At 36.7% G+C, this 13,747-nt stretch carries 11 protein-coding genes; 2 read left to right on the forward strand and 9 right to left on the reverse strand.

The features are described 5' to 3' along the window. Positions 1-162: 162 nt before the first annotated feature. The 7 genes from OR571_RS11395 to OR571_RS11425 form a co-directional block, all read right to left on the reverse strand. Positions 163-1,158 carry an ABC transporter ATP-binding protein gene (locus OR571_RS11395; protein ID WP_282242919.1) on the reverse strand — a complete coding sequence of 332 codons (996 nt, stop codon included), beginning with the start codon at positions 1,156-1,158 and terminating at the stop codon, positions 163-165. Beyond that, complete coding sequence (locus OR571_RS11400; protein WP_282242920.1) at positions 1,155-2,141, reverse strand: ABC transporter ATP-binding protein; 987 nt, start codon at positions 2,139-2,141, stop codon at positions 1,155-1,157. The genes OR571_RS11395 and OR571_RS11400 overlap by 4 nt, the downstream gene beginning before the upstream one ends. Before the next feature lie 43 nt (positions 2,142-2,184). Beyond that, the gene (locus OR571_RS11405; protein ID WP_282242921.1) at positions 2,185-3,078 is read right to left on the reverse strand and encodes a serine hydrolase; all 894 of its coding nucleotides are present in this window, start codon (positions 3,076-3,078) and stop codon (positions 2,185-2,187) included. A 13-nt stretch (positions 3,079-3,091) separates the two neighbouring features. Then, on the reverse strand, positions 3,092-3,895 hold the full coding sequence (locus OR571_RS11410; RefSeq protein WP_481900387.1) for an ABC transporter permease: 804 nt from the start codon (positions 3,893-3,895) through the stop codon (positions 3,092-3,094). 115 nt (positions 3,896-4,010) lie between these two features. Further along, entirely contained in the window at positions 4,011-4,931 is a 921-nt protein-coding gene (locus OR571_RS11415; RefSeq protein ID WP_282242923.1) for an ABC transporter permease, read from the reverse strand. A 269-nt stretch (positions 4,932-5,200) separates the two neighbouring features. Further along, positions 5,201-6,769, reverse strand: a complete 1,569-nt coding sequence (locus OR571_RS11420; protein ID WP_282242924.1) for an ABC transporter substrate-binding protein — start codon at positions 6,767-6,769, stop codon at positions 5,201-5,203. Positions 6,770-7,051: 282 nt separating this feature from the next. Further along, entirely contained in the window at positions 7,052-9,295 is a 2,244-nt protein-coding gene (locus OR571_RS11425; RefSeq protein WP_282243152.1) for a 5'-nucleotidase C-terminal domain-containing protein, read from the reverse strand. Positions 9,296-9,508: 213 nt separating this feature from the next. Between OR571_RS11425 and OR571_RS11430 the strand changes: the two genes are divergently transcribed. Continuing rightward, positions 9,509-10,330 carry an SLAP domain-containing protein gene (locus tag OR571_RS11430; protein WP_282242925.1) on the forward strand — a complete coding sequence of 274 codons (822 nt, stop codon included), beginning with the start codon at positions 9,509-9,511 and terminating at the stop codon, positions 10,328-10,330. Positions 10,331-10,468: 138 nt separating this feature from the next. Then, complete coding sequence (locus tag OR571_RS11435; RefSeq protein WP_282242926.1) at positions 10,469-12,169, forward strand: glucosaminidase domain-containing protein; 1,701 nt, start codon at positions 10,469-10,471, stop codon at positions 12,167-12,169. Positions 12,170-12,278: 109 nt separating this feature from the next. Here OR571_RS11435 and OR571_RS11440 read toward each other — a convergent pair whose 3' ends face one another. Beyond that, the gene (locus tag OR571_RS11440; protein WP_282242927.1) at positions 12,279-12,512 is read right to left on the reverse strand and encodes a hypothetical protein; all 234 of its coding nucleotides are present in this window, start codon (positions 12,510-12,512) and stop codon (positions 12,279-12,281) included. 22 nt (positions 12,513-12,534) lie between these two features. Further along, on the reverse strand, positions 12,535-13,455 hold the full coding sequence (locus tag OR571_RS11445; RefSeq protein ID WP_282242928.1) for a hypothetical protein: 921 nt from the start codon (positions 13,453-13,455) through the stop codon (positions 12,535-12,537). Between the last annotated feature and the right edge of the window lie 292 nt (positions 13,456-13,747).

The raw sequence follows: 13,747 nt of genomic DNA on the forward strand, positions 1-13,747 counted from the left end.
TTGTAATAACGTTCCTATTTAAAGATAATCAAAAGAAATATTTGGTACAATGTGAATATTGTAATGTTTTTGTAAAATGTTATATAGACCTTTTTACACCGCTAATAAAAGTCCCTGTGTAAGAAACAATTTTGAATTGTTTCTTACACAGGGACAGTGCGGTTAAATAAAATCCGCCCGGTAATCCTTATCATACATATGACAGTTTACAAATCGACCTGGTACGACCTCTACTTCACGAGGAATCACCTGTTCACAAACAGCCTTTCCAAACTTACAACGGGTATGAAATGCACATCCGGATGGTGGATTGGAGGGGCTTGGAACGTCGCCAGTTAAGATAATCCGTTCCTTTTTAACATCTGGGTCGAGAGAAGGCACTGCTGACATAAGTGCCTGTGTGTATGGGTGGAGCGGTTGTCGAAATAGTTGTTTTTTATCAGACAGCTCTACAATTTTCCCGAGATACATCACACCGATTCGATCACTTACATGCTTTACTACACTCAAGTCATGGGCTATAAAAATATAAGTTAGTCCCAATGTTTCTTTAAGGTCTTGAAATAGATTTAAAATTTGTGCTTGAACGGAGACATCTAAAGCGGAAACTGGCTCGTCCGCAATTATGATTGCAGGATTTACGGCAATCGCTCTCGCTATCCCGATGCGTTGTCTTTGGCCACCACTGAATTCATGTGGATACCGTCCTATATGGTTAGGGCTTAAGCCTACTTTCGATAATAACTCTTTAACTTTTTCTTTTCTTTCTTTAGCACTTTGTCCCAATTGGTGTGTTGCAAGCGCTTCCCCAAGGATAGCTCCAATAGTCATCTTCGGATTGAGTGAAGCAAAAGGGTCCTGGAAGACGATTTGCATGTCCTTTCGTAGCTTTCTTAAGTCTGTTTGGCTTAAGGCTGTTATTTCTTTTCCTTCGATTTTAATCGAGCCTTCTGTAGGTTCGATTAGTCGTAGAATGCTTCTGCCCATTGTTGACTTACCACAGCCACTTTCTCCTACTATTCCGAGTGTTTCTCCTTTATTCACTTGAAAGCTTATACCGTCAACTGCTTTTATAAAGTGTTTTTTCTTATTAAAAAGGCTTTTCTTTATTGGAAAATAGGTCTTCAAATTCTTTACTTCTAGTAGCGGTTGATTCAAACCGACACCCCCTGCTCCTCATACAACCAGCATCTGACAAGCTGTGAGTCTCGCTTAAATAATGGCGGGTTTTTCTTATGACATTTTTCATGGGCATGCTGACAACGAGAACGAAATGGACATCCCGATTTTATAACGCCAAGACTGGGTACGTTTCCATCGATAGGGGTTAGTCTTTCCTCATTTTCACTATCGATGTTCGGAACAGAATTTAACAGACCAATCGTGTACGGATGTTTTGGTTGTTTAAAAAGAGTTCGCACATCTGCTTGCTCCACAATTTGTCCGTAGTACATGACAATCACTCGATCAGCCATCTCAGAGATTACTCCTAAGTCATGGGTTATTAATAGTATAGCGGTGTTATATTCTTGTTGTAAGGCATTCATCAAATCTAGTATTTGGGCTTGAATGGTCACATCTAGCGCAGTAGTTGGTTCATCCGCAATGAGCAGTTTCGGATTACAGGCCATCGCCATTGCAATCATAATTCGTTGTCTCATTCCTCCAGATAGCTGATGCGGATATTCGTCTATAATGCTCTCTGCTCTTGGAATACCTACTTTTTTTAATATGTCGATCGTTTTTGCTTTGCTATTTGATTTATTGGCAAAACCGTGTAAATGAAGTACTTCGCTAATTTGCTTGCCTATTTTATGCACTGGATTGAGAGAGGTCATCGGTTCTTGAAAGATCATGGATATTTTATTTCCCCGTATGGAACGCATTTTCTTTTCGGAATATAAATTAATATCTTCCCCTTCAAACACTATTTCTCCCTCTGTGGTGCTAGTGCCTCTCTCTATTAATCCTATTAGTGATAGAGCAGTCACGCTTTTACCGCAACCCGACTCTCCCACAAGACCTACTGTTTCTCCTTCATTTATATGAAAAGATAGATCCCTAACAGCTGAGATTGTTCCTGCTTCATCATCTTGAAAGGAAATATTGATATTCTCGACTTTTATTAATTCGATTGTCAATGGTCTACCTCCTAGCGCTTAATGGGCGAAACGGGTGATGTCGTTACTCACCGTTCATAAAATGCTGATAGGCAATTTCTGAGATACGTGCGATCGGCTCGTCACCTTTGTACTCTAGAGAACTGCCTGTCGAATAGACCGTAATAACGAATTCTCCTTTGTTATCTGGTAAGTATACGATACCAGTATCGTTGAACATCGTTCCTAAGCTGCCTGTTTTATTCGCCACTTTTTTATTTCTTGGCAATAAACCACCGATCCGTTGCTGAAAATGCTGTTTGGATAGGACTTCACGAATCTCTCTTGAACAATCTGGTGAAACAAATTCGTCTAATGCAATCTTTTCTAATAATAGACTCATATCTTTAGCAGAGCTTACATTGTTTTCTGTACTATCTTGAAAAACGATACTATCCCAATCATAGTCACCTTCTATTAAACGATTTATAATCTCATCAAAAAGCTCTTTACTATAGGGCTGAGATGGGATACCAGCACTTAAGCTCAAAAGCTCCCAACATGTGTGATGAATATAAATATCCTTAAATCCCATTTGTTGCATTCTTTCCTCTACATTATTTGCTCCACCAACTATACTCAGCACCTTATCGGTTGCTAAATTATCACTAACAATGATCATCATCGTTGCCAAGTCTTTTATAGTCGGCTCTATCCCATATTGCATTTCTTGAAATACACCGGAGCCCGGTACATAATCTTCTTCGTTTAATGGAACCCGTTCATGCAGATTAATTTCTCCGTTATACACTTTCTCATATAAAGTAGCTAAAATAGGAACCTTAAACACACTAGCCATCTGAAATAATTGATTTCCTTGAATATTTACTTCCTCTTGTGTCCCCAAATGTTTAATATAAATACCAAAATTAGCATCAATGCCTTCAATATAAGATTCGATTTTTTTTTGAAGTGTCATACAATCTCTCCTTTTATTTTGATCGGGGATCTAAGGCATCCCTTAGCCCATCCCCTAATAAGTTAAACCCTAATACTACTAACATAATGGCTAGTCCCGGAAATAAAGTCATCCACCAAGCTTGGCTTAAAAATGACTTTCCGACGAAGACAAGTGCTCCCCACTCTGGGTTGGGTGGCTGCGCTCCAAGTCCAAGAAAACTAAGTGCAGCTGCAGATAATATAGAACTACCAAATTCTAAAGTTGCTAAAATGATAATAGGAGAAGCAACATTAGGCAAAATATGCTTGCAGATTATTTTCCAATCTTTCACTCCAATTGCTTTGGATGCTTCTACATACTCTGTTTCTCTAATAGACAGGACAGAACCTCTTACAACTCGTACAAAGGATGGGACTACAGAAATAGCTACTGCTATCATGGCATTCGTTAATCCGACACCAAGAACCGCTACAATAGCAATCGCCATAAGCAATGAAGGAAACGTCATCAATATATCGATAAACTGCATGATATAAATATCCAATTTGCGGTAGTACCCAGCAAGTACACCTAAAATAACTCCGATTGTGCCAGAAAGCGTCACAGCAAAAAGCCCCATGAGTAAGGAAACTCGTCCCCCGTAAAGCATGCGGGTCCAAATATCCCTTCCAAATTCATCTGTACCTAACCAATGTGCCATGCTCGGTCCTTGCAAACTATCTTCAAATTTCATTTCGTTGACCGGATACGGTGCTATAAATGGCGCAAAAGTAGAAGTGATGATAAAAAAGAGTAAAATCATGGCTCCAACTACAGCGCCCTTATTTTTTTTCATTTTTTTTATAAAATGTGCTACGGAAGATTGGGTCTTTGTTTCGATATCAATTGGATCTGGATAAACAAGTGAAGTAGGATTGTTTCCCAGCATAATCTCTCCCCTCTAACTCCTATTATTCGTATTGAATGCGAGGATCTAGCTTTGTATATAAAAGATCTACAACAAAGTTTACGATAATAATCATTGCAGCCATAAATAAGAGTAATCCTTGTACAGTCGGAATATCTCGAGTAGAAATCGCGGATACGATTAAACTTCCTAGACCCGGAAGCGCAAATACCGTCTCTGTCACAACTGCTCCCGCCATTAAATAGCCAAATTGCATGCCAATCAGCGTAACTACAGGGATGATGGCATTTTGTAAACTATGTCTAAATATAAGTCGATAAGAACCTGCTCCTTTTGCTTTTGCCGTGCGAATATAATCCTGTTTAATAACATCTAGCATGCTCGACCTAGTCATCCGGGCAATACTGCCCGCAGTACCGAGCCCTAAAGTAATCGAGGGTAGTATGAGTGAGTAAAATCCGCTATACCCCGAAATCGGGAAGATGCTTAGTTGGTACGAAAATAGAAGTATTAAAAACAAAGCAATCCAAAAGCCTGGAGCGGATATTCCTATTAAAGCCAAAACCATTGCAAGTTGATCGTAAATAGTATTTTTTTTCACTGCAGCTACTACCCCAATGATAATTCCAGTAATAGAGCCAAAAATAATACTATATAACGCTAATTGCGCAGTAATAGGAATACGATTTAAAATCTCTTCTACCACGGTATAGCCTGTTATATAAGAGGTTCCAAGATCGCCTTGGATAGCCTGGAACATATAAGAAAAATATTGGACAAGAATAGGGCGATCCAGCCCTAATCTCATCTCCAATTCCTTAATGGATTCCTCAGTAGCGTAATCTCCCAAAATATGATTAACAGGATTGCCAGGAATCAAATGAATAATCATAAAAACAAGGACAGATACCCCAAATATAGTGATAATCATAGTGAATATTCTTTTGAATAAATAGGATGACAAGTAAACGCCCCCTCTGCTTCGGATTAGATTGTTAATTAAATCAATTTCATCATAGGGAAAAACAGTTAAAATCTACAACGATGTGATTCCGCTCCAGGCGGACGCTTTCCGCGGGCTTGGCTTCAGCCTCCTCGTCGCTCCGCTCCTGCGTGGTCTTTAGCTCAAGCTAAACCCGCCGCCTTCCGCTTCAATCAATGTATTTAGAACTCCATATGAATATCTGGATTTTAGTTATAATTAGCGATTGTGACATTAACTCAAATACTTATTTATTCTTTTACCTTCACGCTAGTCCACTCGATCGTGTTATTAATAGGATGAATTTCAAAGCTTTCAAAGTTGCGGATGGCAGTGACGTTTTCCTTTACGTACAATGGGATAAAAGGAGATTCTTCCACAAGCATTTCTTGCGCCTCTTCATACAACTTTGAGCGAGCCTCTTGGTCCATTTCAATAGCTGCTTTGTCTAAAATGCTGTATATTTTCTCATTCTCATAATGTAATCTTTTCGATTTGTCTTTACCGAAAAGTAAAAAGTTCAGTACATCTGCATCCGGCCAACCGTAGCTCCACAACAACATTTCATGTACTCCTTTTGGCGTTTGTTCAATAATTGTTGCGGATTCCTTCACTGCAATATTTATTTTTACCCCTATTTCCATTAACTGATTTTGTATGACTTGTGCCGCTCTTTGGTTGGCTGGATCATCATCCACCCACAACTCCACCGAAAATTCCTTACCATCTTTCATCACGACTCCATCTTTATTCGTCTCATTCCAGCCAGCTTCAGCTAAAAGCTTTTTCGCTGCTTCAATATCTCTTGTATATTTGTCCCGAGCCATTGTCTCAATTTTTTCGCTATAGCCAAACACTGTTTTTGGTAGTGGGCCGAATACTGCTTGCGCTTCACCATTTAATGTGTTGTCGATAATTGACTCTCGATCAATCGCAAGTGCAAGTGCTTGTCTCACTTTTACATCTTGGAAAATAGGTTGTTTATTGTTCCATCCCAAATAACTTAATGTATCACTTTGTACTCTCTTTATAGTTACTTCCGAATCTTTTTCAAGGTCTTCTATATATTGATAAGGAACATTTAACAAGACATCCACATTTCCTTTTTTAAATTCTAAAATTCTTGTTTCCTCGTCTGGAATAAATCTAAATTTTACACTATCAAAACCAGGTTTTTGGCCTTCCCAATTAAAATCCTTATAAGGCTCATATACAAGTGAATCTCCTCTATTAATCTTCACTAGCTTAAGCGGACCAGACCCACTAGGCTCTTTCTCAAATCCTTCCCCTTCTCCATTCAATACGGAGACATCCAAAGGTGCTAAAAATGGAGTCGTTGCATTAATAAAGAACGGTGCAAATTGATTCTTCCATGTAATTTTAAAGGAGTAGTCACTTAATACTTCGATGCTATCAATATCCCCTGCATTCGTACTAAATGGTGAAGAAGAAACTAACCGTTCAAAAGATAACTTCACAGCCTCCGCATTCACCGGTTTTCCCGAATGAAATACTGCATCCTCTTTCAAATTAAAAATAACTTCCTTCCCATCTCCAATTACCTCATAATCTGTAATTAGATTTGGTACAATGTTGCCGTCATTATCAAGTTTCAACAATGTATCATATAGCGGTATATTCGCTTCACCGGTAGAAGATGTCCGATGAATATCCACAGAATCCGGCTCTGAAACCAAACCAACCACAACTTCCCGATCATTGCCTTTTTTAGCATCTGAATCCTTTGAGCGATTACATCCAGAGACGATAAGTACGAAGACAATTAACATCATAAAAACTATAAATCGTTTCCTGTACATGAAAAAATGACCCCCTGTATTTTTTATTTAATTCCTGAAAATGTTGTGAAGAGTGGCTTGTCCTAATGAAATGTTAGGAATTTAAACTACTATATTCCGATTGTTGGAGAGTTATGCGAGGATTTTGGGAAATATTACAATATTGTTACTGGTGCGGACAACAGTAACAATAACTGTATATAAAAAAGAAGTAGCCAACAGTTTGCATTGGCCACTTCTTTTGATATTGTCCCTGTGTAAAACACTATTCAGAATTGAGTCGTACACAGGGACAGAACTAACTTATTTTTCTATTTTAATATATCGACTATAAACATAGCCTTTTTTGCCTTTATAAGAAATCTTATACCAGCCGTTTTCTTTTCCTAGAATTGTTATTTCTGTATTCTTAGAGATTGCTCCCATTGGTTTACTATTGTTGGATGGCTTAGGACGAACATTTAGGAAGTAGGAAGTAACAATTCCTTTCTCTTTAGATAATACTGGTTTCGTATTTGTTGGCTTTGGTTTATCTGTTGTTGTGTTACTTGGAATCGTTGGCTTTTCTGCCGGTTTTTCGGTTTCTTTCTCTTTTAGCGGAGTATTCAAGACTTTCACAAGCTCTTGATAAAATTCTCCTGTCGTTTTTAATTGAGAAAATTTAGTTGAATCTACTTTTGCTTTCTTTGTTAACTCTTCAATTTCTTTTTTAGTTATTGCATCTTTTACATTGATCGAAGCAACATTCGTAAATTTTCCATCTTCTGACGTAGGAATTTCTAAAATACCTTTATTGATGAGTTCAACAGCAGCCGTACGAGCAGCTGATGTTGTATCAACCCCAACAATTTTCCAGTTATTTTGGATCGTAGGTTCATACTTACCGTTCATCTCTTCTGTTAAGTATCTAATTGCTAGATTACGGATAGTACCTCCTGTTTCCCCAAATGCACTTTCCTCTTTAGAAGACCAAATCATGTTAAATTTACGCCCTTCAAGTGCTTGATCTTTTGACAGAAGAAAATCCATTCTATATGAGTTCATTCCAAGTTTCAGCTTATCTTCCATTTCAATAGGTGTTCCATCTATTTTACGGAGATTTTTTATTCTGTTTCCCGGTTTCTCGGTTAAGTCAACTTCATATTTAACATTACCAAAAAAGTCGTTCGTACTATATTTAGAGGAACGTCGTTTTTTATCAAAGCTAATCGTTACGTCCCCATCTCGTGTACTATTAAAGTAACCAACCGCCCATTCCATATAGTCTTTTAAGTCTTTTCCAGTCACTTCATATACAGATACTTCTCCACCAGCAAATTGATAATTGTATGCTATATCTTTTTTCTTGATAGGACCTATATCCAAGAAAGCTCGGTCGTTATCTATCTGATGTGCTACTACATCTGCTTTACTATAATGAAGCATGACCTCATGAAAGAAGTCTGACAAAGGAGTTTCTTGAACTTGTACGGCAGGAACTCCATTAATCTCATTTTTCGGGACAAGATTTGTTCCTTTTAGTTGTGCTACCTCAATATTCGCATCCGCACGAGCAAACTCATGATATGGCTTTAATATCTTTTCTAGTTCTTTATCTGATTCCACAAATGTTCCATCTTCGTTCTTTACTGGGATAGTCGATGCATCTTTATCTTTTAATGTCAGCTGATCTCCTTGACGAGAAAAAGTCAAATCAATCCTTGAAATATGCGTCCCATATTTGTTAGGTTCCGTTATAAGGACTCCATTAACATCTTCTTTATTAATAAGTACATGATTATGACCTGCAAAGATTGCGGCTAGTTCTGGAATCGCGTTAGCCATTTCCTTCACTCCCGTTCCCGGATTGCCGTTCTCATTTTCCAAGCCCATATGCATCAGGCCGATCATTACATCTACTTTACCTTCTAATTCTTTCACTGCTTTTTTCGTCTCGTCTACTGGATTTTTTACAACTACTCCATCTAGATGATTAGTACCCTTCTCATACTCCGTAATCATTGGAGTCACCATGCCAATAATTCCGATCTTAACCCCTTCACGTTCAATAATGGTATATGCCGGTGAATAGCGTTCTCCATTTTCTTTGTATATATTTCCAGCTAGTTTAGGTCCCTTGAATTGACTAGAAACTTTGTCTAATACATCTAGCCCGAAATTAAACTCATGGTTTCCATAAGTCCAAGCTTCATAGCCCATTTCATTGATAGCAACTGTCATCGGAGATTCTGGTTGGTCATTGAATAGTTCAGCAGAATTATCTTGTATCAAATCTCCATTATCCAGCAAAATAGTATTCGGATTATCTTTACGAATACCTTGTATTATTGTATGTAATTGAGTTAAACTCCCTGTTAAATTAGGACCATCTATCGCATAATCCCAAGGCATAAAACGACCATGGATATCCGACGTGGCAAGGAGCGTAATATTAATCTCCTCTTCCTTCTCCTGTGCATTTACAGGTGTTTGCTTTAATAAAACCCCTGATGCAAGAATCAATACCATAGCAATAAGTATTGATATACTTTTACTAAATTTCCTCATTTTCAAATCTTCCCCTCTTATGGTCTGAATTTTAAAACTAACCAGATTAGTATAGCATTCTCTTATTTTTCGCTCAATGTCTTGTTTTTTATCCCTGTGTAAGAAACAATTCTGGATTGTTTCTTATACAGGGATCTTTAGGTTACAGAAGGACTATGTGTCTTATTATGTTATACTTATCAAATAGAACATTTAGCAGAAAGGAACTAACTAATGACAAATACACATAAAACATATAAAACAGAAATCGACTTTTCAACAGATTGGGAAATCCCAGCACAGGAGAAGTATATTTTTCAATACTTTCATCAACAACTAGCAGACTTGGAAGCCAACCAACTTCATGTACATGGGGTTAAATTATATACAGTAAATGACGGTATTGTTGTAACGGCAATAATAAGACATTCTTTACCGAAAAAACTACGTCTAGAGCAAGTAATTTTAGTTGTGAAAGATAAAGAAGGAAAAGAAATAGCGAAAAAACAATTTGATATGGAATTGTTTGGAGAGCTAGAACCATGTACGGCAAGACCATGGAACTTCCTATTTGAAATGAACGATTTGCTAGTTCCTTATGAAGAAATTGAAAATGAAATGGATTTTGAAATGGCATTTGAGTATTACGAAAAAGTAGTAAAAGACTTCGAACTATACTTAGATGAAAATTGGTCGAATGGTCTTTCAGACGATCAAAAAGGGTATGTGCAAAACTTAGTTTCTTCATTAGAACCTATTAAAGAAAACGAAATTTCGGTTGTTGGATTCCACTTCCATGAATCAGAAGAAGCAGTTAATGTATATATCATTATTCGCAATGCGTTTTCTCAATCACTAACAATAGAAAACCTACCAATTCAATTGTTTGATGCACCTGGAGATTTAGTATGTAAACTCGGTTTCCCGATTGGAGAATTCGAAATTGCCTCTAAACAAGCGCGTCCGCTTAGCTTATCATTCTCGAAGGAAGTTTTCTTGAAAGAAAATCCTGATTTCAGTGCTTGGAAAATTGAAATGATTCCACAAACATTATAAATTATTATGTCGTTAAAGGTTCTTCCCTTTAACGACTTTTTTCATGCCTTTTTGTCTTACTTCTCTCAATCTGAGAACTTTCGATAATAGACTTATAGTATAATAGTGGAAAGTGAGGTTTAAAGGAGGAAAAAATAATTGTTTGCAAAACTACATAAGAAAAGAAATGTAATGCTTTCTTTTTTCGCACTTATTCTACTTATTGTTTTACCAACAATGGCAAATGCGGAGGAATTAGAAAGCCATTTAGATGATGCATTGAATGTGAGGCCTGATAAGGTCTGGACGATTACATTCAATAAACCAATTGATCCTGCTAGTGCCAATTCTGACTCCATTTATGTATTAAATTCATCTGGAGAAAAAAAGAACGGTGCTATAACGGTTTCATCAAATCGGAAAAGTGTCTTAGTGGCACCTCCACTCGAAGGTTATACTAATGCGGAGACATATACGCTCCATATGACGAGAGACATTAAAGATGAAAAAGGTGAATCTCTTTCCTCTTATACTTATAAGAAATTTACAATCGGCTCTTCAGCTTCAGGTACATACGATATTGTCTCGATTTTATCTAATGGAACCACTAATCTAGTGAAATCTTACGCTAAGTTTGAAGAGGCTGTTACTAATTTGAAAGCGGATCAAGCTATTCAATATAATGGGGCATTTATTAAAATACCTAGTGGTTTGGTTGTCACAAAAGGGACGGCGTCTAGTGTTCTAACGAATATTTATTCGGACAAGCAGCTAACGAAAGCCGTCACATACGTACCCGCTAACACAGAATTACTTTACATAGACTCAACTGATACATATGTAGAAGTAAATGTTGCCGGCAAAAACTTATATATCAAGCATGAGAATAGTAATCTTCTCCCTTGGAATGCGGTAAAAGGAAGATCCTATTATTCTGTTTCGAATGGTCAGCTCGTGCATTCGATTTACTCTCCTAACACTGGCTCATATGCATCCTATCAAGTTGGCAACGCACCTAACTTCATAAGTTCGGGTCCAACATATTACAGTGTAGACGGTGCATATTTTACAAATGCAACTGGACAAGAAGTCGGGACAAGCTACCCTTACTTTCAATATCTGTCCGCTAGAAGCAAAACGAATTATACTGCTGCAGAACTTGATGCTTATATAATGTCTATGCTTCAAAAGCTAGAAAGTGATTATCCAAGCATCCCTATGTACCAACAAGCAACACAAAAAAGTAAACTAATAGGACTTGGTTCTTACTTGAAACAAGTGGAAGCAACATACCATATCAATGCTTTACACATCCTTGCCTTAGCACAACATGAAAGTGCTTATGGATTGAGTGACAGAGCCCAACAATACAATAACTTGTTTGGACTATATGTAACCGACAACAATCCACTTGCAAAAAATTTCATCACAGTCGAGCAAAATATTAATGAGCTGATAAATGCGTTCTTGAATAAAAACTATTTACCACCTAATGCGGGTTATGCGAATGGTAGTGTCTTCGGAAATAAAGCAATCGGACTAAACGTAAGATATGCATCCGATCCATATTGGGGGGCCAAAGCAGCTGGCCATATGTACCGAATCGACCAAATGATGGGTGGCAAAGATTCTGCAACACCATACAAGATCGGTATCACAACTACTTCGGGGCTCAATGTTCGTACAGGACCAGGAACCAATTATGCTGTAGCCTATAAATATTCAAATACTGGAATGCCAGTTACTATTTTAGATGATAACTTGCCAGCATCTGATTGGATCAAGGTAATTTCTGACTCCACTTCATACGAGGAAGTTTATATTCATCGTTCTTATGTTCAAATGCTTCCGGTGAAATAACAAAAGAAATCCACTCTAAGTAGAATAAACTAGAGTGGATTTCTTTGTAATTTCACATTAAAATCAATTTCTAAAAAATATGCTAGCCTGCATTAGCTATGGTCAGCTATCAATCGAACATGTTTTTATTTTCATCTAATATAATTTTATCTTGCGCTACAATACTTTGCATTCCTATGTTATGTTGCATTTTCTTTAAAAAAACCTTTTCTGCATACTCCGGGTTTGTTAATTGTTTATACCGTTCAGCTGAGGCAGAGGTGGATTCAGATATTCTTTTATTGTTTTCAATAGGTCGAAAATTCTTTAATGCTTCTGCAACAGTTTTCTTCCGAAAGAACATTTTCACTCCCCCTTTTGTATTATTATAACATATTATTAAGTAACGATAAAATAGGCTCTTCTGATGGAATCACTCGTTTATCTACTATGACCTGTAAAATAAAATCAAATTCTCCTTCAAAATCACTAATCATTTTTAAGTGCAGGTCAACATATCGTCTATTCTTCTTTTTCTTATGAGTAGTCGTATTATCTTCCATGTAAAGATTGCTCGATTTAACTTTGCCCTCTTTATGGAGTGTTTTATCTTTTGAGACATAAATGATTAAAGATGGCATTTTATAAAATACGGTAGAGTAATGTACAGATTTAAAAAGTTTCTTTTTAGGAATCTTTGCTTTCCAACTGCCGATAGCTTTAGCGATATTTTGCTCATACCATAATTCATTTTCATCTTCATATTTTTCGCGATAGTACTCATTAAAGTAGTAAAAAAACATTTGTGCTGTATATTTGTCCATTTTCATTTGATTTAATCTTTCGACATTATATCCCATATTGACGTTATTTATATTAGCTATAACATTTTTTTGAATCCATTCGTCTAATGCAATTGGCACTTTTATTTTAATTGGGTTCAATTTGTCAACTTGAGCATATTGGGAGCGTACATCATATACCATATTAAATTGGTATAAACTCTCGTCTGCTAATGTGTGACGCTCGACTCTAAATAAACGTATTGCAATCACACCATCCGTACTTTTTAAACGGTTTTCTGCTTTTCTTTTTAATGTATGTATTATTTGAGCAATCGAATCATCATATTCATCTAAAAATTTGTATTTAAATCGAAATGTAAAAAACGGTTCAAATAATAGGATACCCAAATAAATCATTGTAACAGCGATGAAAAATCCTAGGTAAAATGATTTAGCAAAGACTGGGGTAACACTAATCCAATTTACAATAGATGCTGTTGCCATACCTATTATTGTTAGCAACACAAAAGAGGGAATTGATGTTTTTTTCGAATTAAAAACTAGTAATCGTACTTTTTCCCACACTTTCTCACCATCACTCCCAATGTTTTATCACGATATATAATCATGGCACAAAATCAAGGTCATATAATCTATCTGATACTACTCCTAAGATACAACACTATCATTTGGAAGTAAATTGTTGCATATATACAACAATTTTATTTTCGAAGCAAAAATAAGTCGATAATGGATTTTTAAATCCCATTAACGCTCCAAATCTAAATTTTAGTCTTTTCGGTTGCTGTTTCTA

Source organism: Psychrobacillus sp. NEAU-3TGS, assembly GCF_029955155.1.
GTDB lineage: Bacteria > Bacillota > Bacilli > Bacillales_A > Planococcaceae > Psychrobacillus.